We start from the raw sequence: 20,604 nt of genomic DNA, 5'->3' as shown, positions 1-20,604 counted from the left end.
AATGCGCAGCTATCTCGACTTCGAAAAGCCCGTCGCCGAACTCGAGGCCAAGGCCGACGAGCTGCGCGAGATCGCCGAGCGCAACGGCTCGCCTGCGCTCAGGAAGGAGATCGAGCAGCTCGAGGCCAAGGCCCGGGCCCAGCTCAAGGAGCTCTACGGCGCGCTGACCCCCTGGCAGAAGACCATGGTGGCGCGCCACCCGCTGCGCCCGCATTTCCGCGACTACCTCGCCGCGCTGGTGGAGGACTTCACGCCGCTCGCCGGTGACAGGAGCTTTGCCGAGGATCAGGCTATCATTGGCGGGTTCGGCCGCTTCCGGGGCCGTCCGGTCTGCGTGATCGGCCAGGAGAAGGGCAGCGACACCGATTCGCGCCTCAAGCACAATTTCGGCATGGCGATGCCCGAGGGATACCGGAAGGCGGTGCGCCTGATGGACCTCGCCGATCGCTTCGACACGCCGCTCGTCACCTTCGTCGACACGGCAGGCGCCTATCCCGGGATCGGCGCCGAGGAGCGCGGCCAGGCGGAGGCGATCGCCCGTTCCACCGAGCGCGGACTGACGCTGGGCGTCCCCAGCTGCGCGCTCGTGATCGGGGAGGGCGGTTCCGGCGGCGCGGTCGCCATTGCCAGCTGCAGCACGGTGCTGATGATGGAGCACGCCATCTACACGGTGGCTTCGCCCGAGGCCTCGGCCTCTATCCTGTGGCGTGATTCGGCGCGCGCGCAGGATGCGGCCACGAACATGAAGATCACTGCGCAGGACCTGCTGCGCTTCGGCATCGTCGACGGCATCGTGCGGGAGCCGCGCGGCGGTGCTCACCGCGAGCCGGAGGTCGCCATCGAGGCGGCCGGCGATGCCATCGAGGCAGCCCTGGTCGAACTCTCGTCGCTGTCGCGTGACGAAATCGTCGCCAAGCGCGCCGACAAGTTCATGGCCATTGGCCGGAAGACGTAATCCATTCGCGTCATCTGCGGATACAGCGGCCTCTGCTGGCCAAAATGTGAGACATGGAAGACACGCCCGTCGGGAACCTTTTCATCTTTGATTTACCGTGTTGTCGCTGCGTGTGCGGTCCCGGTAAGGTTCTGGCAAGGATGACGGTCGAAAACGGGAAGGGGCACAGCCGGGCGCTCGGCAAGCTCCACACTCGAAGGATCGCTGAATGACCCTTTCTTTGCCGAGATTGGCTCTCGCCGCCGCCGCGCTGCTGGCGCTCGCGGCCTGCAACGAAACGGGGAGCGGCCGCAATCCGGCCCGCGCCTATGCGCCCATCCCCGGCGATACGCTCGCTCTCTTCTCGCAGAAGGCGACGGACCGTTCGGCGCCGATCATTCTGCGCGCCTACAAGAAGGAATCGGAGATCGAGCTCTGGAAGCAGGCCAAGGATGGCCGCTACGTCCATGTGAAGACCTATCCGGTCTGCCGCTGGTCGGGTCAGCTCGGACCGAAGAAGCGTGAGGGGGACCGACAGGTTCCCGAAGGCTTCTACACCGTCACGCCGGCGCAGATGAACCCGAACTCGGCGTACTGGCTCTCCTTCAACGTCGGCTATCCCAACCCCATGGAACGCGCCATGGGCCGTGGCGGCGGCGACATCATGGTGCACGGCACCTGCTCGTCGCGTGGCTGCTTCGCAATGACGGACAAGCAGATCGAGGAGATCTATGCCGTCATGCGGGAGGCCTTCAACGGCGGCCAGAAGTCGGTTCAGTTCCAGTCCTATCCGTTCCGCATGACGCCCGACAACCTGGCGCGGTTCCGTCACGACCCGAACATCGCCTTCTGGAAGAACCTGAAGGAAGGCAACGACAATTTCGAAGTGACGAAGGTCGAGCCGCGCGTCGGCTATTGCGGTGGCAAGTACGTGTTCAACGCCGAGAGCGGCCGCAACGACCCGAACGCGCCGTGCTCGTCGGTCGCGGGCGATCCGTCCATCGCGTCCCTCGTCGCCGCGAAGCAGCGTGACGACGATCGCAAGGTCGCCGAGCTGATCCAGAAGGGCACTCCGGCGGTTGCCATCCGCTATGCCGACGGCAGCCAGAACGCCTCCTTCCGCAATTCCGGCTTCGGCTACTCCGACGACCGCACGGTCGTGGCCTATGCGGAGACGAACAACAGGCATATCGGCGAGATCAGCCGCCCCGAGGCGATCGAGGACGTGCAGGAGATCGCCGTCGACGAGCGCGGCCAGCCGCGGGAGACCGCGAAGACCGAGGTTGCCACGGCCTCGACCGCCGAGCAGACCGTTGCGGCAGCCGCACCTGCTGCTCCCGCCGTCGCGAAGCCGGCAGCCGTCGCCGCTGTGTCTGCTGCGAAGCCTGCTGCCAAGGCCGTTCCGACGGCCCAGCAGGTCGCCAGCGCCCAGCCCCAGCCGGTCGTTCCCGCCACCAAGCCCGCCGGCTCGTTCAGCGCCATCGGGGCATTGTTCGGATCTTCGCCGGCTCCCTCCGAACAGGCCGAGACGACGAGCACCGTCGCCAAGGCGGCGGCTTCCGGCAGCAAGCCTTTCTACAAGCGCTGGTTCGGCCTCGGCAGCGAGGACGCCGCGGCTGCGCCCGAGGCTCCTGCCACGGCGACACCCGCACCCGGCGTGCCGGTTCCCTCGAAGCGCCAGGCTGCCGGCGAGGGCAAGGCGAAGATGGCCTTCATTCTGCCGCCGTCCGACGAGTCGGGCTCATCGGGACAGCAGTGAGGCAGACTGGCTCCTCTCCGCCCGCTTCCTTCCATCACCGGCACAACAAAAAAGCCGCCCCAAAGGGCGGCTTTTCCACATCCGGCGGTCCCGGATGTTGCAGTCCTACGCCGGAGCGATGTTGCCGACGGCGATCTTGCCGGTGCGGCGGTCAGGCTGCGTGTCGAACATGACCTTCTGGCCCTCGACGAGGCCGCGCATGCCGGCGCGCTCGAGCGCGGTGGCGTGGACGAAAACGTCCTTGCTGCCGTCGTCGGGCTGGATAAATCCGTAGCCCTTCTGGTCGTTGTAGAATTTCACGGTGCCCGGGGTCATGGGGGCTCCTTTCGACGTTGATGCGATAACGGGCCCGGGGCGAGCGCGTCCCGCCACAGGCTAAGCAGTCGATGAATTGGGAGATAGTCTGAACGTCGGCCCGGCCCCGCCGAGCGAGACGGCCCGATTGTCCGGCCAAATCTCGATGCTTCACAGATAAGCCCGATCGCCTTTTCGCGCAAGCGCGGGCTTCGTGGAGTCCGCCGGCGGTCAGATCGACCGGTACGAGCGCTCGATGTCGGAACGGCGCGCATCGGCCAGCACGGTCTCGCCCGCGACCGCCTTCTGCCCGACGCCGACGAGCGGATGAACGCCCTCGGGGAGGTACACGTCGACGCGGGATCCGAAGCGGATCAGGCCAAAGCGCTCGCCGACCGCCAGGCTGTCACCCTCGCGGACGAACGGAACGATGCGGCGCGCGATCAGCCCGGCGATCTGGACGACGCCATAGCGCCCGGTCGGTGTCTCCAGCACCATGCCGCTGCGCTCGTTGTCGTCGCTCGCCTTGGCGAGTTCGGCGTTGAGGAAGAGGCCTGGCCGGTAAACCATGCGCGCGATGCGTCCCGCGACGGGTGCTCGGTTCACGTGACAGTCGAAGACGTTCATGAAGATGGACACGCGCGTGAGCGGTGTCTCGGACAGCTCCAGTTCCGCCGGCGGGACGCAAGCCACGATCTCCGATACACGGCCATCGGCCGGCGAGATGACCAGACCGTCGCGCACGGGCACCGTGCGCTGCGGGTCACGGAAGAAGAAGGCGCACCACGCCGTCAGGATCCAGCCGATCCAGCCGAGCGGCGACCAGATCCAGCCCAGGATCAGGGCCGCAATGGCGAAACCCGCCACGAACGGCCAGCCTTCCCGGTGCACGGGAACGAGCTGGCGGCGAATGGAGGCGGCAATCGACATGATGCGGGCATTCCTGCTGGCGCGCCCCACGTGAGGGCGATCGGGATGGCGGGTGACATATCGCCGTTGCGAGGCTCCGGTTCAAGCGCCTGCCGGTACCTGGCGGCTCTCGGCCTCGGCCTGGTTGGAGGCCAAGGCTTCTTCGGCCTCCTCCGCCTCCCTCTGCCGTGCCCATAGCGCGGCATAGACGCCGCCGTGCTCGAGGAGCTCGCCATGCGTGCCGCGCTCGACGACGACACCGGCATCGAGAACGAGGATCTCGTCGGCGTTGATCACAGTGGAGAGGCGGTGCGCGATGACGATCGTGGTGCGGCCACGCGAGATGCGCTCGAGCGCGTCCTGGATGTCCTTCTCGGTGAAACTGTCCAGCGCCGAGGTCGCCTCGTCGAGCACGAGGATGGGCGGACCTTTCAGGATGGTGCGCGCGATCGCGACGCGCTGCTTCTCGCCGCCGGAAAGCTTCAGTCCGCGCTCGCCGACGCTGGTGGCGTAGCCTTCCGGCAGGGAGCGGATGAAGCCGTCGATCTGGGCGAGCGATGCCGCCTCCGTGACCTCGTCTTCATTGGCGTCCCAACGCCCGTAGCGGATGTTGTAGCCGATCGTGTCGTTGAACAGCACCGTGTCCTGGGGAACCATGCCGATGGCTGAGCGCAGGCTCTTCTGCGTCACGGCGGAGATATCCTGCCCATCGATCGTGATGCGGCCCTGCTGCGGCTCGTAGAACCGGAACAGCAGCCGGGAGATGGTCGATTTTCCCGCTCCGGACGGCCCGACGATCGCCACCGTCCTGCCCGCCGGCACCTCGAACGAGACGCCTCGCAGGATCGGCCGTTCCGGCACGTAGTGGAAGTGCACGTCGTCGAAACGAACGGTGCCTTCCTTCACATCGAGCGCCGGCGCGGCAGGCCTGTCGGAGATCTCGGGAGGCTGGTCGAGGATGTCGAACATCTGCTCGATGTCGGCGACGCCCTGCTTGATCTCGCGATACACCATGCCCATGAAGTTCAGCGGCTGGTAGAGCTGGATCAGCATGGCGTTGATCATCACGAGGTCGCCGATGGTGTGGCGCCCCTGTCCGATCGACACCACGACCATCACCATGCAGATCGTCATGCCGGCTGTGAAGATGATCGCCTGGCCGGCATTGAGAACGGCCAGCGAGACGTAGGCCTTCACGCTCGCGCGCTCGAAGCGCTCCATGGAGCGGTCGTAGCGCTCCGCCTCGCGCTCCTCGGCGCCGAAGTATTTCACCGTCTCGAAGTTCAGCAGGCTGTCGACCGCCTTCACATTGGCGTCGGTGTCGCTTTCGTTCATCGTCCGCCGGATGGCGATGCGCCATTCCGTGGCCTTCGTGGTGTAGAACATATAGGCGGCGATCATGGCCACGGTGACGGCGGCGTAGCGCCAGTCGAACTGCCAGACCAGCACGCCCAGGATCAGCACGAACTCGACGATGGTGGGCACGCCCGTGAGCATGGTCATGCGCACGATCGTCTCAATGCCGGTGCGGCCGCGCTCGAGCACGCGGGTCAGTCCTCCCGTCTTGCGCTCCAGGTGGAAGCGCAGCGAGAGCACGTGCATGTGATCGAACACCTCCAGGGCGAGCCGGCGGACCGCATGCATGGCGACCGAGGCGAACATGGCGTCCCGCCACTGCGTGAGCAGCGCCATGACGATGCGAGCGCCGCCGTAGATCAGCGTGAGCGCCACGGGGGCTGCCGCCAGCGCGGTGATCGGGATGCCACCGCCACTGTGCACCGTCTCGGGCGGCACGAGGCTGTCGGTCACCCATTTGAACGTATAGGGCACCGCCACGGTGACGACCTTGGCGACCAGCAGGATCACCGTCGCCCAGACGATGCGCATGCGCAGGTCAGCCCTGTCGGAGGGCCAGAGATAGGGCCAGAGCCCCTTGACGGTGGCGATCAGCGCTCCCCGTTCCGCGCTCACACGGGGGCGGGCGGAAGATCGCTGCAGGTCGGTGTTATGGACGTTCATGGGGGCCGGATCGGGCACCGTCCGGCGTGGGAGGAGTGGCTCGCCGCGGGGACGTCGGGACTGCTGGAAGCATCGGCCGGCCGGTGCAGAATCGCCGGCACACGCCGTTGCGCGTCCCACCTATATAGGGCCTTCCGGCGCGGGGTGCACCCTGTGCCTCGCGGGTCCCCGGTGGGCCCGCGCAGCCCGCGTTCTCAGTTCGCCTTCACCTCGGGCAGCACGAAGAGCTGGCCGGGATAGATGCGGTGCGGATCGCGGATCTGCTGCTGGTTGGCCTGGTAGATGACCGTGTAGCGCAGCCCGCGACCATAGACGCGCTTGCTGATCCGCCACAGGCTGTCGCCACGGACGACGGTCGTCGCGTTGATCGACGGCACCACGACGTCGGACGCCGAGGAAACCGGCACGTCCATCTTCGGCTCCGCCGCAGCGACTGACGTCTCCGGGGCCGCGGGGGCGGCGGAGGCGTCCGCCTGACCCGAGGCCGGCGCCGCCGAAGCGACGCGCGGGGCGAAGTCGAAGGGCACCTCGGCCCGGGACAGCACGGTGCCCTTCGGGTCGACGTCGTCGATGCGCACGCGATAGGCGCCGGGCGCGAGGCCGCGGCTGATGGTGAAGGAGAACCGGCCATCCTGCGCGGCCGTGGCCGCGGCGAGGAAGGTCTCGTTGAGGTAGAGACGCACGACGGCTCCGGGAGCGGCGGCTCCGGTGACGAAGAACTTGCCGCTGTCCTCGGCCTCGACCGTCGTCAGGGCGACCGAGGGACGGGCGCCGGGAGTGGTCACGATCGGCTTCTGGGCCGTCTCGAGCTGGCCGGAGGCCTTCTGCCGCAGCACCTGGGTGGGCTTGTCGGGGCTGGCCAGCGCGACGATCACCTCGCCATCGGAGCCTGCGGGAACGGAAACGGTCACGGTCTGCCGCGATCGCTCGCTGCGGCCGTCGGCTGTCGTCGAGGCGAGCGACAGGTCGTAGGTGCCCGGCTTAAAGGGCGGCGGCACCATGGCGAACTGGCCGACCGGATCGGTCTTGGCCTTGTCGTGCTCCGAGCCGTCGCGCAGCAGCGTCACCTGTGCCTCCGGATCGGCCCGGCCGGCAATCACGGCTTCGCCCGAGGGCTCTACGCGGACGATGTCGAAGCTCGGGGGCGTCAGCGGCGGCGGCGAGACAGCCTGCGACGCCGCCTGCTGCGCCGGAGCCGGAGCCGGCTCCGCCTTCGCGACCTGCTCGCCGCCCGCAGGAGCGGCGGGGGCCAAGGCAGCGCTCGGCTGCTGGGGCGCGACTGGTGCCGTCTGCGCCGGGGCCTGCGGCTCTGCCGTTGCCGTCTTGGGCTGCTCGGCGGGCGCGGGTGTTGCCTGCGGCGCGGCAGGCGCGGGCTGGGCCGTGACGGCTGCGGGAGGCTTGCCGCCCAGGCCCTGTGGCAGGCCGAAGACGGCGATTGCACCGCCCAGCGCAGCGGCGCCGAGCACCACTACCGCCAGTTTCACCCAGACCAGCATGACACGCCCGCCCTCGACCGCACTTTGTAAACTTTTCCTTACTGCATGTGGTGCGGCGCTTGCTAGCCGTTCCACCCGGTAATCTTAGCACAAAATACAGGGAAGATTGACCGCGCGTGCCCGTGGTGCAAGAAACCGACCATGAACCGGCCCCTGAAATCCCCACTCCGCTCCGTCTGTGTCTATTGCGGATCAGGCCACGGCGCCGATCCAGCCTTCCGGGATGCGGCGGAAACGCTGGGCCTCGCCATCGCGAAGGCCGGCCTGTCGCTCGTCTATGGCGGCGGCAATGTGGGCCTGATGGGCACGGTGGCGCGGGCTGTTCTCGACGGTGGCGGGCATGTCACCGGGATCATCCCGGAATTCCTGCGCCAGCGCGAGCTGATGATCGCCGACGCGCAGGAACTCGTGGTGGTGCCGGACATGCACACCCGCAAGCGGCTGATGTTCGATCGCGCCGACGCCTTCGTGGCCCTGCCCGGTGGTATTGGCACCCTGGAAGAACTGATCGAACAGATGACGTGGGCGCAACTCGGCCAGCACCGCAAGCCGATCCTGCTGGCCGATGTCGGCGGCTTCTGGCAGCCCCTGCTGGGCCTGCTCGACCACATGCGGACGGCTGGCTTCATCCGCCCGGGCCTCGACGTGCACTACCTCGTGGCGGAGCGCATCGAGGACGTCATCCCCATGCTGGACCAGCAGGCGCTGGCGGCCGGGCTCGGCTCGGCGGAAGCCGAGCTTGCGGCGGAAATCGTCGAAGAGCGCTTCTGACAGCGCCTCGCGTCGTGAATGAAAAAGCCCGGGAGTGACCCGGGCTTCTCGTCAGGCGAACTGCCCGTGGCAGTGCTTGAACTTCTTGCCTGATCCGCAGGGGCAGGGCTCGTTGCGTCCGACGCGGCCCCAGGTCGCGGGGTCGTTGGGATCGCGCGGCTCGAGAGTGGCCACGTCACCCGCTGCCACCGCCTCGGCGGTGGCGCCGAAGCCCAGCGCCATGCCGGCGCGCGACATCGGGTCGCCCTGGGCGAACTCGTCCTGGCCGGTCGTGGCGTCGATGTGGGAGGCCATCATCGGCGGCAGCTCGGGCTCCGGCGGGGGCGAGAACATCACCTCCACGCGCATCAGCTGCGCCGTCACCTGCTCGCGCAGGCGAGTGATGAGTTGGTCGAACAGCTCGAAGGCTTCCTGCTTGTACTCGTTCAGCGGGTCACGCTGGGCGTAGCCGCGCCAGCCGATGACCTGGCGAAGGTGGTCGAGCGTGACGAGGTGCTCGCGCCAGAGATGGTCGAGCATCTGCAGCAGCACCTGCTTTTCGATGTAGGTCATCACGCCGGGCGTGTTCTTCTCGATCCGGCCGGCATAGTGCTCGTCGGCAGCGTTGCGCAGGCGCTCGCGGATCTCGTCGTCGGCGATGCCCTCTTCCTTCGCCCATTCTGCGACGGGAAGCTCCAGCGCCAGGAAACGCTGCACGTCCTCGTCGAGGCCGGCCACGTCCCACTGCTCGGGGTAGGCGCCTTCCGGGATATGCTTGCCGACGACGTCGTCGATGACCCCGTGGCGCATGTCGTCGATCGTGGCGCGGACGCTGTCCTCGGCCATGAACTCGCGACGCTGCTCGAACACGACCTTGCGCTGGTCGTTCATGACGTCGTCGTACTTCAGGATGTTCTTGCGCATGTCGAAGTTGCGGGCTTCGACCTTCTGCTGCGCCTTTTCGATGGCCTTGTTGATCCACGGATGGATGATGGCCTCGTCCTCCTTCAGGCCGAGGCGCTGCAGCATGCCGTCCATGCGCTCGGACCCGAAGATGCGCATCAGGTCGTCCTGCAGCGACAGGTAGAACTTCGAGCGGCCGGGGTCGCCCTGGCGGCCGGATCGCCCACGCAGCTGGTTGTCGATGCGCCGGCTCTCGTGCCGCTCGGTGCCGACGACGTAGAGGCCGCCAGCCGCGAGCGCCTTCTCCTTGAAGAGGGCGACCTCGGTGCGGATCTCGGCGGCGCGAGCCTCGCGCTCCGGACCCTCCTCCATGCCCTCCAGGTCGTGCTGGATGCGCATGTCGGCATTGCCGCCGAGCTGGATGTCGGTGCCGCGGCCGGCCATGTTGGTGGCGATGGTGATGGCGCCGGGCACGCCGGCCTGGGCCACGATGAACGCCTCCTGCTCATGGAAGCGGGCGTTCAGGATCGCGAACATCTTGCTCGGCCGGCCGGCGCGCGTCGCCTCGTAGAGCGGCAGCAGCGGGTCGGGCGCGTTGAAGTCGATCATCCTGTAGCCGTTCTTGACGAGGAACTCGCCCAGGTGCTCCGACTTCTCGATCGAGGTCGTGCCGACGAGGATCGGCTGGCCCTTCTCGGCCGCGGCCTCGATCTCGCGCACGATCGCCTTGTATTTCTCGCCGGCGGTCCGGTAGACCTCGTCGTCCTCGTCGAGGCGGGAGACCGGCAGGTTGGTCGGGATCTCGACGACCTCGAGCCGGTAGATGTCCTGGAACTCGTCCGCCTCGGTCGCGGCCGTGCCGGTCATGCCTGCGAGCTTCTTGTAAAGGCGGAAGTAGTTCTGGAAGGTAATGGAGGCGAGCGTCTGGTTCTCCGGCTGGACCTGGACGTGCTCCTTCGCCTCCAGCGCCTGATGCAGCCCCTCGGAGTAGCGCCGGCCCGGCATCATGCGGCCGGTGAACTCGTCGATGATCACCACTTCGCCATTGCGGACGATGTAGTCCTTGTCGCGGTTGAAGAGCGCGTGGGCGCGCAGCGCCTGGTTGACGTGGTGCACGAGGGTGGCGTTCGCCGCGTCGTAGAGCGAGCCTTCCTTCAGGAGCTCGGCCTGCTCCAGCAACTCCTCGATGCGCTCGTTGCCCTGCTCGGTGAGGGAGACGGCGCGCTGCTTCTCGTCGACGTCGAAGTCGCCCTTCTGCAGGTGCGGGATCAGCTTGTCGATGGCGTTGTAGAGCTCGGAACGGTCGTCGAGCGGGCCCGAAATGATGAGCGGCGTGCGCGCCTCGTCGACCAGGATGGAGTCCACCTCGTCGACGATCGCGAAGTGATGGCCGCGCTGGACCATCTGGTCCAGCTCGTACTTCATGTTGTCGCGCAAATAGTCGAAGCCGAACTCGTTATTGGTGCCGTAGGTGATGTCGGAGGCGTAGGACTGGGCGCGCTCCGCGTCGTCGAGCCCGTGCACGATGATGCCGACGCTGAGCCCGAGGAAACGGTAGATGCGTCCCATCCACTCCGCGTCGCGGCGGGCGAGGTAGTCGTTGACGGTAACGACATGGACGCCCTTGCCGGCGAGAGCGTTGAGATAGACGGGCAGGGTCGCGACGAGGGTCTTGCCTTCGCCGGTCCGCATCTCCGCGATCGAGCCCTCGTGAAGCACCATGCCGCCGAGCAGCTGCACATCGAAGTGGCGCTGCCCCAGCGTGCGCTTGGCCGCCTCGCGCACCGTGGCGAAGGCCGGGACGAGAAGGTCGTCGAGCGACTTTCCTTCGGCCAGCTGGCGCCGGAACTCCTCGGTGCGGGCGCGCAGCGCGTCGTCGCTCAGCGCGGCCAACTCGGGCTCCAGTGCGTTGATCTCAGCGACGCGTGGGCGGTATGTCTTCAGGCGGCGGTCGTTGGACGAGCCGAAGACCTTCTTGGCGAGTGCGCCGAACATCGAGGACCCTTCATTCGTACGGGCGTCAGCCGTCCCCGCGGCTGCGGCCCAAGGCAGAACCGGAATTCGTCGAACGGGCTTATAGCGCCATCCGTTGCGGGACGCACTCGTCTTTACGGCATCGTGACGCAGGCCCGGCCATGGCCGCGGGGGGCGGGCCGGACGGACAGCAGGGCGCCCGCATCCCGCCCACATGGGGACACGATCACAGGATTTCAAACGGGCCGGGGAAAGAGCCGCTGGCTTGGCGCTTGTCACGCGCCTTCGCTTGCTTCACTTGTTCGCTCCGGCCGGCAGCCTGCGGGCGCACGCAACATCTGACAGACGAGATCCTGATGAACACGACATTCCTTGCGACCCGGCCGGTGATCGGCCTCGCGGTCGCAGCCCTCATCGCGTTCGCGCCTCACGCGCTGGCCGCCGAAGACAAGCCCGTCGCCAAGGTCGACGGCATCACGATCACCGAAAGCGACCTGAAGATGGCCGCCGACGACCTGGGGTCCAACGTGCCGCAGGGCAGCGACGCGCAGAAGCGGGAGTTCCTGGTCTCCTATCTCGTCGACCTGAAGCTGGGTGCCCGCGCCGCCGAGGCCGCCAAGATCAACGACGATCCTGACTTCGTCCGCCGCCTCGCCTATGCCAAGGAAAAGCTGCTGCTGGACGAGTACCTGACGACCGAGGGCAAGAAGGCGGTGACGCCCGAGGCGATGCGCAAGCTCTACGACGAAACCGTCAAGACGCTGCCGGTGGACAAGGAGGCGCATGCCCGCCACATCCTCCTGCCGACGGAAGACGAGGCCAAGGCCGCGGCAGCCCGGATCAAGGCCGGCGAGGACTTCGCCAAGGTCGCCGCAGAGCTTTCCAAGGATCCCGGCTCCGGTAAGGAGGGAGGCGACCTCGGCTGGTTCACGAAGGACCGCATGGTGCCGGAGTTCTCCGATGCCGCATTCAAGCTGCAGCCCGGGCAGGTCTCCGATCCCGTGAAGAGCCAGTTCGGCTGGCACGTCATCAAGCTCGAGGAACTGCGCGACAAGCCGGTCCCGACCTTCGACCAGGTGAAGGATCAGGTAGAGCAGTACCTGACCCGCAAGACGCAGTCCGACATCGTGCTCGGCCTGCGCTCCAAGGCCAAGATCGAGCGTCTCGACCAGCCTGCGGCCCCGGCAGCGGGCGCCGACGCTGCCAAGACGCCGGCCGCTCCCGCAGACGCCGGCGCGGCGCAGCCGAAGCCCTGATCTCCTTGCCGCCGCGGCGCCGGGAGGACCGGCTTCGCGGCGGCTGATCACAAGCTTGTCACAGCCTTTCCACAGGCTGGCCCGCGCCCGGGGCAGAGGTTGTCCCCAAGGCATCAACAGGTTCCTTACGTCCGGGGACGTCCATGGCCCACGCCGTCTCGCCGCTGGCTCCCGCAAGCTTTCCGACCATGCCGACCATCGAGGGCGTTGCCTTCGCGACCGCCGAGGCAGGCATCCGCTACCGCAACCGCACGGACGTGTTGCTGGTGACGCTGGCGGAAGGCACCCAGGCGGCGGGCGTGTTCACGCGCTCGAAGTGCCCGTCTGCCGCTGTCGACTGGTCGCGCCGCGTTCTGCAGGGCGGCAAGGCGCGCGGCCTCGTCGTGAATTCCGGCAACGCTAATGCTTTCACCGGCATGCGGGGCGCAAAGGCCGTCGAGATGACGGCGGACGTGGCGGCGAGGGCGCTCGGCTGCGCGCCCGAAGAGATCGTCCTGGCGTCGACGGGCGTCATCGGCGAGCCGCTCGACGCCACCAAGTTCGAGGGCGTTCTGGCGGACTGCGCGTCCCGTGCAGGTGCCGAGGGTTGGGATGCGCCGGCTCGCGCCATCATGACGACCGACACCTTCCCGAAAGGCGCCACGGCGACGGCGGACATTGGCGGCGTTCCCGTGACAATCAACGGCATCGCCAAGGGTGCCGGCATGATCGCGCCTGACATGGCGACCATGCTCTCCTTCATCTTCACCGACGCTCCCATCGACGCGCCGGCGTTGAAGGCCCTTCTGTCCGAAGGCGCCGACGCGTCCTTCAACGCGATCACCATCGACAGCGACACGTCCACCTCGGACACGCTGGTTCTCTTTGCCACCGGCGCGGCGTCGGATCGCGGCTGCCCGAGGATCACCGACGCGGCGGATCCCCGGCTCGCGTCCTTCCGTGCGGCGCTGAACGGGCTGCTGCTCGACCTCGCCCACCAGGTGGTCAAGGACGGGGAGGGCGCCCGCCACTTCGTGGCCGTGGCCGTCGAGGGTGCCGTCGACGGCGCCTCGGCCAAGCGCATCGCGCGCTCCATCGCCGACAGCCCGCTGGTGAAGACCGCCATCGCTGGCGAGGACGCCAACTGGGGTCGCGTCGTGATGGCCGTCGGCAAGGCCGGCGAACCTGCCGATCGTGACCGGCTGTCCATCTGGTTCGGCCCGCATCGCGTGGCCGTCGAAGGCTCGCGCGACCTGTCCTATGACGAGGGTACGGTGTCCGCCTACATGAAGAGCAAGGCGATTGACGTGAAGGTGGATATCGGGCTCGGTAACGGACGCGCCACGGTGTGGACATGCGACCTGACGAAGGAATACGTCGAGATCAATGGCGATTACAGGAGCTGACAATCTTCTTGTAGGGCCGGCGCAGTAGCGAATAGCATCCCTGAATTTGAAAGGGATGTTGTCATGCGTTTTCTACTTCCATGCTTACTGCTGGTAGTGTCTGGTTGTGCCGGCCCCATGCAAGCCTCGTTCACGCCGGAGATGGAGGCGTCCGCGCAGGCGGCGCTGCAGCCGGGCCAGGGCCGGATTCTCGGGCAGGCCTTCGTCCAGTCGTCGAGGGGGAAGGTGATCCCTGCTGCAGGCCAGGTGGTCGGCCTCATCCCCAAGACGCCCTATGCCGACGAGCGTATCCGCAAGGGTTACGGGACCGAGAAGGTCCGCCGCATTTTCGTCCTGGGCCTCGGTAATCCGGACCCGCGCTACGAAGCTGCTGTCCGCGAGACCAAGGCGGACAAGCACGGCGACTTCGAGTTCGACAATGTCAGGGACGGCAGCTACTACGTGCAGGCAACGGCCCAGAACGACGAAGAGACCTTCCTCGTCTACGACACTGTGGAGGTTCGCGGTGGCGGGACCGTGAACGTCTACCTTTCCGGACACTGAACCATCGTGAAGCTCCTCCTCGTTGTCGCCTGCGCCCTCATCGACACCGATGGCCGCGTGCTCATCACGCAGCGGCCGGAAGGCAAGGCGATGGCCGGCCTCTGGGAGTTCCCCGGCGGCAAGATGGAGGCGGGCGAACGACCGGAAGACACGCTGATCCGCGAGCTGCACGAGGAGCTGGGCATCACGGTCAAGGAGCCCTGCCTCGCGCCGCTGACTTTTGCCAGTCACGCCTATCCGGAGTTCCACCTGCTGATGCCGCTGTGGGTGTGCAGGCGCTGGGAGGGCCAGCCGTCCGGGCGTGAGGGCCAGGCGCTGGCCTGGGTGCGGCCGCCCAAGCTGCGTGACTATCCCATGCCTCCGGCCGACGAGCCGCTGATCCCGGCTCTGATCGATTTGATCCCGCCGCCGCGCTACTGACCGGCTCAGCCGCCGGGGCTGAGGGCGCGGGCGAGAAACAGACCGCCCTGCCGCAGCCCCTCCTCGTCGATGCCGTGGCCCAGCCCGTGCGAGAGATGGAACTGGCAGGGCCGCCCGGCGGTGGCCAGCCCCTCGCAGGCCGTGAAGAGTGCCTGCGCCGGGATGACGTCGTCCTCGCTGCCATGAACCAGCAGGATCGGGGGTGAAGCTGTCGCCTCCGCCGCGAGCTTGTCCGGCCCGACCAGTTCTCCGGAATAACCCAGAATGGCCGCCGGCCCTGCCGGGCGCCGCAGTCCGGTGTGCAGCGCCATCATCGTGCCCTGGCTGAAGCCCACCAGGGCCAGTCGCTCCGGCGGCAGTCCGAGGCGGGCCAGCTCAGCATCGAGCGCCGCATCGAGCACCGGCCTCGCGCCCACCACTCCGCGCCAGCGCTCGTGTGGATCGGCAAAGGTGAGGGGAAACCATTGCCGGCCCACGGGCGCCATGCCGCAGGGCTCGGGTGCGTGCGGAGAAAAGAACGCCGAGCCCGGCAGCACGTCCCTCCACGCGTCCCCGAGATCGATGAGATCGCGGCCATCCGCGCCGTAGCCGTGCAGGAGAACGACGAGGCTGTCCGCCCTGCCGCGGGCCGGCGGCAGGCGAGGGCCGTCGAGAAGCGCCGCCATCATAGTCACCTCGGGGTCAGGGGCGTTCGACCGGGGCTCCGTCGCGCCCGCCGCGCGTCGCCGCGTAATAGGCCCAGAGCACGCCAGCCGCGGCCCCCCGCCAGGGCCGCCAGGCTTCCGCCATGGCCGCCAGCGCCTTCGCTCCGGGACGCTCGGGCAATCCGAACGCCCGCCGGGCCGCCTCCTGCAGGGCCAGGTCGCCCGCGGGAAAGGCGTCGGGGTGGCCGAGGCAGAAAAGCAGGTAAACGTCCGCTGTCCATGGCCCAATCCCCCGTACCGACACCAGTCTCGCGTGTGCCTCGTCCGCCGTCCACCCGTGGAGATCGTCCAGCGGCAGAACCCCGCCCAGGATAGCCTCCGCGATGGCCCGAACGGCCGCCATCTTGGGACGGGAAAGCCCGCACAGGCGCAGGTCCTCGTCCGTGGCGGCGGCGAGGTCCGCAGGAGCCGGCACGCCGTACCGGGCCGCGATCCGGGCCCGGATCGCCCGCGCGCTCGCCTGCGACACCTGCTGGCCCACGACGATGTCCACAAGCCCGCCGAAGCCCGGCGTACTCTTGCGCAAGGGCGGCGGCCCGGAGACGGAGAGCAGCCCGGCCATGCGCGGGTCGATGCCGACCAGCGCCTCGACCGCTTGCGCCAGAGCCTCCTCGCTGTCGATCATGCCGCCGGTCCGATTCCCGTTTGCGGGCCGCTCTAGCACGGATCCGCCGCATGGGGCGTCCCGGCCCGCCACCCGTCTTCCGCTTTGCGCCGAGCCCGAACGGCCGCCTGCATCTCGGCCATGCCTTCTCCGCCCTGCTCAACGACCGGCTGGCGCGGCGCAATGAGGGCCGTTTCCTGCTCCGCATCGAGGACATCGATCCCGTCCGCTCGCGGCCGGAGCTGGTGCAGGCGATCTTCGATGATCTCGCCTGGCTGGGACTTTCGTGGGAGACGCCGGTGCTGCGCCAGTCGGCGCATCTCGCGGACTACGCCGCGTCGCTCGCGGTCCTGGAGCGGCGAGGGCTACTATACCCCTGTTTCTGCAGCCGGGGCGACACGGCCCGCTTCGTCGCCGAGCGCGAACAGGCCGGCATTCCGTGGCCGCGCGATCCCGACGGGGCACCGTACCATGCTGGCCCGTGCCGGCTCCTTTCGCGCGAGGCTGCCGACGCCCGGATTTCCGCCGGCGAGCCCCATGCGCTCCGCCTCGCCATGGACCTGGCGCTCGACGCGGCCGGACCGGTCCCGGCGATCAGGAGCTGGGATCCGGAAACGGGCGAGGTTGCGGCGCTGCCTGCCGATCCCGCGCGCTGGGGCGACCCGGTTCTCGCCCGGCGCGACGTGCGCGCGAGCTACCACCTCTGCGTCGTGCACGACGATGCCCGGCAGGGCGTCACCCATGTCGTGCGCGGCGAGGACCTGCGCGAGGCCACTCACCTCCATGCGCTGCTGCAGGATCTGCTCGGGCTGCCCGCGCCGCTCTATCACCATCATGGCCTCGTCGCTGACGAGGAGGGAAGAAAGCTGGCCAAAAGCCGAGGGTCGGAAACGCTTGCCGACCTGCGTCAAGCCGGCATCGAAGCTGCCGACGTGATCCGGCGGCTCGGCTTCGATCCCGACGACATGTTGCGGATACCCCCTGGAGTTCCCTCATGACCCCGATGCCGGCCGGACTGGCCCTCATCGCCGTTCTGGTCCGCGACTATGACGAGGCGATCGCCTGGTACACGCGCCATTGCCCCTTCGCCCTGACCGAGGACAGGCCTCTGGGTGGGGGCAAGCGCTGGGTCGTGCTGTCGGCCGTCTCTGGCGAAGGAACCGGTCTGCTCCTGGCGCGCGCAGTGGGGCCGGAACAGGAGTGCCGGGTTGGCGACCAGGCAGGCGGCCGAGTCTTCCTGTTTCTCCGTGTCGACGACGTCAAGGCACGCTTTGCCGAGATTCTCGGCGCAGGTGTCGTCTTCGAGGGTCCCCCGCGCGACGAACCGTATGGCCTCGTTGCCGTGTTCCGTGACCTCTATGGAAACCGCTGGGACCTGCTCGGCCCGGCGCCACAATCGGAGTCGGGACGTCCTGCCTAGCCCACCCCCAGCATGGCGAGCCAGAATGCCGTCGTGGCGATGGAGGCTACGGTCGACAGCGTGATGGCGCCCGCCGCGAGCCCCACACCCGTCCGGTAGCGCTCGGCGAAGAGGTAGGCGTTCAGCCCGCAGGGCGACGCGGCAAAGAGCACGGCGACGCCTGCCCAGGCGGGTGGCATGGCGAAGACGTGGAAGGCGAGCAGCATCACCAGAGCGGGGTGCACGAGGAGCTTCGTCACGCTGATCAGCACCGCGAGCTTCAGGTCCTTACCCAGGCCGTAGCGGCGCAAGGCGATGCCCATGGCGAAGAGGGCGCAGGGGCTTGCGGCCGAGGCCAGCATCTCCACCATGTCGCCGACAGCTTTCGGAAGGGTGAGCCCCGAGAAGCGGAACGCCACGCTGGCGACGATGCCGACGAGCAGCGGGTTGGTGGCGAGCTGTCGCGCGAGGACGGCCAGGCGTGTGCCGCGCCCGTCGATGAGCAGCGCGCCCACGGTGACCATGACCGGCAAATGGATCGCGATCAGCAGGAACAGCGGCACGGCGCCCTCCCGCCCGTATGCCTCGAGGATGAGCGGCACGCCGACGAAGACGGTGTTGGACTGGGCCGAGGAGAAGCCGGCCACGACGGAGCCCGTCCAGTCCGTCCTACGGTGCCGCAGGGCGATGGCGGTGACGGCGCCCCAGACGATGGCCACCGAGGTAAAGTAGGCGAGCCAGTAACCCCAGGGCTGCGCGTCCGGCAGGTCGGCATGGGAGAGGGTGCGGAAGATCAGGGCCGGCACGGCGACGCCGAAGACGAACTCGGACAGTCCCTGTGAGGCGCGGTCTGAGACGAGGCCGCCGAGGCGGGCGAGGAAACCCAGCCCGATCAGGCCGAAAACGGGCAGGACGATCCCGAGGACATGCAGCATGGCGGCCGCGTCGCGCGGCTCAGCGCGCGCCGGCCAGGCGCGTCGCGGCGGGAGCCTTGGCGATCAGCTCGTCGATCCTGTCCTTCTCGCGCTTGAAGGCGGCGACCTGGGCGTTGTCGAGCTCGCGGTTGCGGGGCACCTTGACCGAGAGCGGATCGACGAAATTCTCGTTGATCAGCACCTCGTAGTGCAGATGCGGGCCGGTGGAGAGGCCGGAATTGCCGAGGTAGCCGATCACCTGCCCCTGCCGCACCCGGGCGCCCGGCTGGATACCGCGGGCGAACGCCGACATGTGCGAGTAAGTCGTGACGAAATTGTACGGGTGCTCGATCTCGACGCGCCGGCCATAGCCCGAATCCCATTCCGCCTTGCGGATCCGGCCGTCGCCAGCGGCAAAGATCGGCGTGCCGATCTTGTTAGCCCAGTCGACGCCCGTATGCATGCGCGTGTAGCGCAGTATGGGATGGTAGCGCATGCCGAAGGTCGAGCGCATCTCGCCCGCCGCAATCGGCTTTCGCACGAGGAATTTCCGGTTCGAGCGGCCGCTCTCGTCGAAAAAGTCGACGACCCCGTCTTCGCCGAGCTGGAAGCGGTAATAGTTGCGCGTCTGGCCGCCGACGGTGAGGCTGGCGCGCAGCAGGTCAGGGCGGTTCTCGTTCTCCTCGTCCTCGGAATAGAAGACCTCGAAGCTGTCGCCACCCGTCACCCGGCGCTGCAGGTCGACGTCGTAGAAGGCGATCTTCACGACCTGGTCGACGACGGCCCGCGGAATGTCGTGCTTCATCCCGGTCTCGTACAGGCTCTGGAACAGGCTGAGCCGGTCGCCGTCTTCCTCGTCGCTGTCGTCGGCCGGCTGCGCCGTCTCGGCCTGGGGTGGTGCCACCGAGACGAAGTCGTTGCGGTCGTTGATGGCGGCGATCGCCGTCGGCGTCTCGCCGTCATAGAGGACCAGCCGGAGCAGCTGCGTCGGCCGGCGCGGGTCGCTGGAGAGGCCGAAGAGCAGCCTGAGCCTCTCGCCCTCGCGTGGCGGCTGCTCCTTGAAGCGCGCCGCAAGGGCCTTCAGGATGGAACTCGCCTCGAAGGGCGACGCACCATTGGCCTTGAGCGTCTGCTCGAAGGTCTCGCCGTGGCGGATGGTGACAATCTTCTCCTCGGGACCGCCTTCCTTGGGGCCCGGCCGCAGCTGGCGGTCCTGCGTGCTGACGTTCTCCGGCACGAAGGTGACCTGCAGCGACGAGAAGGTCGTGTCCTCGACCGGCGTGACCTCCTCGCCCTGCATGCGAGGCGCCATCAAGGCGCGGGTGAGCATGGTCTGCGAGCTGATCGGAAGGCCGGGCGTCGCCGAGGCCGCCACCTTGTGCAACTCGGCCACCTGTGCGTCGACCTGCTCCTGCGACAGCACGTCGCCGGAGTCGGGGGCGCCGGAATAGTCGATCAGCTGGACCTTGCGCACGGAGACTTCCGCGTCATCGGCGGCGGGCTCGGCTTCGGCCGGGGTCTTGTCGATCTGCGCGGGGTCCGCCGCATAGAGCTTCAGCGGGTTGAAGGCGGGGATGTCGTCGGCATAGCCGAGCGAGCTCAGCGCCAGATTGGTCGACACGCGGACGAAGGGCTTGGCCTTGATGACCTCGCGGTCGCCGACCCGGATGGTCGTGGGCGTGCGGAAGGTCTGCTTCGCCGAGACGATGTCGGCCGCCGTGAACAGCCGGTCGCCGCGGCGGCTCGAGCGCTCGCCCTCGGCCGGCGTATCGGCGCTGCGCAGCTGGGCCAGCGAGGCCCGCTCGGCGTGCTCGGCAAACGTGAACTGCCCGTCGACGGAGACGTAGATGGCGGAGCCGATGAGCCCGGCGCCGAAAAGACCCGTGAGAACGGTGCCCGACAGCCAGCGCAGGCTGACGCTGCGGCGGTCAGGCTGCTCGCGGCCGCCGCTGCGCGCCAGAGGGGGCTCCGTGCCCAGGTCTGCGCCCCTGGCTCCCGCCAGTTCGGCACGCATGCGCGGCGTCCTGATGACCCCTGCCGACATTGTGAGGCGAACCCGTCTCCCGGCTTCGCCGCAGGGGGTCCCGCGGCGTCTGAAGGTGCCCCGGACCATTGCCCGAGCACCGGCGAGCCGTCAATCCGCAGTGACGCGAAGCACACTCATGCGAGGTGCGATCGTCGGGACGAGCACAGTGAGGCAGTGGACGGGGCATGACTGGGTTTCCCCGGCAGCTTGCGCCGACGTGACGAAAAGCACCGGCAGGCGGTGGTTCCGGAGGCCCGCTCTTTTTTCGTGACGTGGTGTTGACAGGCAAAAGGGGCGGGGTCTATATGGCGGCCA

At 68.1% G+C, this 20,604-nt stretch carries 18 protein-coding genes; 9 read left to right on the top strand and 9 right to left on the bottom strand.

Annotated features, from left to right (window positions below; genetic code table 11):
- Window position 1 precedes the first annotated feature (1 nt).
- Both AC5JCN_RS25550 and AC5JCN_RS25545 read left to right on the top strand, forming a co-directional pair.
- Window positions 2-955 (top strand): acetyl-CoA carboxylase carboxyltransferase subunit alpha, encoded by a 954-nt coding sequence (locus AC5JCN_RS25550; RefSeq protein ID WP_495757964.1) that lies wholly within the window; start codon window positions 2-4, stop codon window positions 953-955.
- Window positions 956-1,163: 208 nt separating this feature from the next.
- Window positions 1,164-2,693, top strand: coding sequence for a L,D-transpeptidase family protein (locus tag AC5JCN_RS25545; RefSeq protein WP_495757963.1), 1,530 nt, complete (start codon window positions 1,164-1,166; stop codon window positions 2,691-2,693).
- 105 nt (window positions 2,694-2,798) lie between these two features.
- Here the strand turns inward: AC5JCN_RS25545 and AC5JCN_RS25540 are convergent, their stop codons facing one another.
- The 4 genes from AC5JCN_RS25540 to AC5JCN_RS25525 form a co-directional block, all read right to left on the bottom strand.
- Window positions 2,799-3,008, bottom strand: coding sequence for a cold-shock protein (locus tag AC5JCN_RS25540; protein WP_495757962.1), 210 nt, complete (start codon window positions 3,006-3,008; stop codon window positions 2,799-2,801).
- 210 nt (window positions 3,009-3,218) lie between these two features.
- Window positions 3,219-3,920, bottom strand: coding sequence for a phosphatidylserine decarboxylase (locus AC5JCN_RS25535; protein ID WP_495758128.1), 702 nt, complete (start codon window positions 3,918-3,920; stop codon window positions 3,219-3,221).
- A gap of 78 nt (window positions 3,921-3,998) precedes the next feature.
- Window positions 3,999-5,915: an ABCB family ABC transporter ATP-binding protein/permease gene (locus tag AC5JCN_RS25530; RefSeq protein ID WP_495757961.1), complete on the bottom strand. Its 1,917-nt coding sequence runs from the start codon at window positions 5,913-5,915 to the stop codon at window positions 3,999-4,001.
- Window positions 5,916-6,109: 194 nt separating this feature from the next.
- Window positions 6,110-7,411 (bottom strand): LysM peptidoglycan-binding domain-containing protein, encoded by a 1,302-nt coding sequence (locus AC5JCN_RS25525; RefSeq protein ID WP_495757960.1) that lies wholly within the window; start codon window positions 7,409-7,411, stop codon window positions 6,110-6,112.
- Window positions 7,412-7,552: 141 nt separating this feature from the next.
- Between AC5JCN_RS25525 and AC5JCN_RS25520 the strand changes: the two genes are divergently transcribed.
- Window positions 7,553-8,182 carry an LOG family protein gene (locus tag AC5JCN_RS25520; RefSeq protein ID WP_495757959.1) on the top strand — a complete coding sequence of 210 codons (630 nt, stop codon included), beginning with the start codon at window positions 7,553-7,555 and terminating at the stop codon, window positions 8,180-8,182.
- Window positions 8,183-8,233: 51 nt separating this feature from the next.
- Here AC5JCN_RS25520 and secA read toward each other — a convergent pair whose 3' ends face one another.
- Window positions 8,234-11,059, bottom strand: a complete 2,826-nt coding sequence (gene secA, locus AC5JCN_RS25515; protein ID WP_495757958.1) for a preprotein translocase subunit SecA — start codon at window positions 11,057-11,059, stop codon at window positions 8,234-8,236.
- Window positions 11,060-11,394: 335 nt separating this feature from the next.
- Here secA and AC5JCN_RS25510 point away from each other — a divergent pair, with 335 nt between their 5' ends.
- From AC5JCN_RS25510 to mutT, 4 genes are all read left to right on the top strand, one after another.
- On the top strand, window positions 11,395-12,294 hold the full coding sequence (locus AC5JCN_RS25510) for a peptidylprolyl isomerase (RefSeq protein ID WP_495757957.1): 900 nt from the start codon (window positions 11,395-11,397) through the stop codon (window positions 12,292-12,294).
- Window positions 12,295-12,437: 143 nt separating this feature from the next.
- The gene (gene argJ, locus AC5JCN_RS25505; protein ID WP_495757956.1) at window positions 12,438-13,679 is read left to right on the top strand and encodes a bifunctional glutamate N-acetyltransferase/amino-acid acetyltransferase ArgJ; all 1,242 of its coding nucleotides are present in this window, start codon (window positions 12,438-12,440) and stop codon (window positions 13,677-13,679) included.
- Window positions 13,680-13,796: 117 nt separating this feature from the next.
- Entirely contained in the window at window positions 13,797-14,222 is a 426-nt protein-coding gene (locus AC5JCN_RS25500; RefSeq protein WP_495757955.1) for a hypothetical protein, read from the top strand.
- Between the two features lie 6 nt (window positions 14,223-14,228).
- Window positions 14,229-14,642 (top strand): 8-oxo-dGTP diphosphatase MutT, encoded by a 414-nt coding sequence (gene mutT, locus AC5JCN_RS25495; RefSeq protein ID WP_495757954.1) that lies wholly within the window; start codon window positions 14,229-14,231, stop codon window positions 14,640-14,642.
- Between the two features lie 5 nt (window positions 14,643-14,647).
- Here mutT and AC5JCN_RS25490 read toward each other — a convergent pair whose 3' ends face one another.
- Together AC5JCN_RS25490 and AC5JCN_RS25485 are read right to left on the bottom strand one after the other, a co-directional pair.
- Window positions 14,648-15,307 (bottom strand): alpha/beta hydrolase, encoded by a 660-nt coding sequence (locus tag AC5JCN_RS25490; RefSeq protein WP_495757953.1) that lies wholly within the window; start codon window positions 15,305-15,307, stop codon window positions 14,648-14,650.
- Between the two features lie 16 nt (window positions 15,308-15,323).
- Entirely contained in the window at window positions 15,324-15,971 is a 648-nt protein-coding gene (locus AC5JCN_RS25485) for a DNA-3-methyladenine glycosylase family protein (protein ID WP_495757952.1), read from the bottom strand.
- 50 nt (window positions 15,972-16,021) lie between these two features.
- Here AC5JCN_RS25485 and gluQRS point away from each other — a divergent pair, with 50 nt between their 5' ends.
- Both gluQRS and AC5JCN_RS25475 read left to right on the top strand, forming a co-directional pair.
- On the top strand, window positions 16,022-16,948 hold the full coding sequence (gluQRS, locus tag AC5JCN_RS25480) for a tRNA glutamyl-Q(34) synthetase GluQRS (RefSeq protein WP_495757951.1): 927 nt from the start codon (window positions 16,022-16,024) through the stop codon (window positions 16,946-16,948).
- Complete coding sequence (locus AC5JCN_RS25475; protein ID WP_495757950.1) at window positions 16,945-17,370, top strand: VOC family protein; 426 nt, start codon at window positions 16,945-16,947, stop codon at window positions 17,368-17,370. The genes gluQRS and AC5JCN_RS25475 overlap by 4 nt, the downstream gene beginning before the upstream one ends.
- Here AC5JCN_RS25475 and AC5JCN_RS25470 read toward each other — a convergent pair.
- Both AC5JCN_RS25470 and AC5JCN_RS25465 read right to left on the bottom strand, forming a co-directional pair.
- Complete coding sequence (locus AC5JCN_RS25470) at window positions 17,367-18,284, bottom strand: AEC family transporter (RefSeq protein WP_495757949.1); 918 nt, start codon at window positions 18,282-18,284, stop codon at window positions 17,367-17,369. The genes AC5JCN_RS25475 and AC5JCN_RS25470 overlap by 4 nt on opposite strands.
- A gap of 19 nt (window positions 18,285-18,303) precedes the next feature.
- Entirely contained in the window at window positions 18,304-20,277 is a 1,974-nt protein-coding gene (locus tag AC5JCN_RS25465) for a peptidoglycan DD-metalloendopeptidase family protein (RefSeq protein WP_495757948.1), read from the bottom strand.
- Between the last annotated feature and the right edge of the window lie 327 nt (window positions 20,278-20,604).

It is taken from the genome of Alsobacter sp., from assembly GCF_059501845.1.
This window is presented reverse-complemented; position numbering and strand designations above follow the sequence as displayed.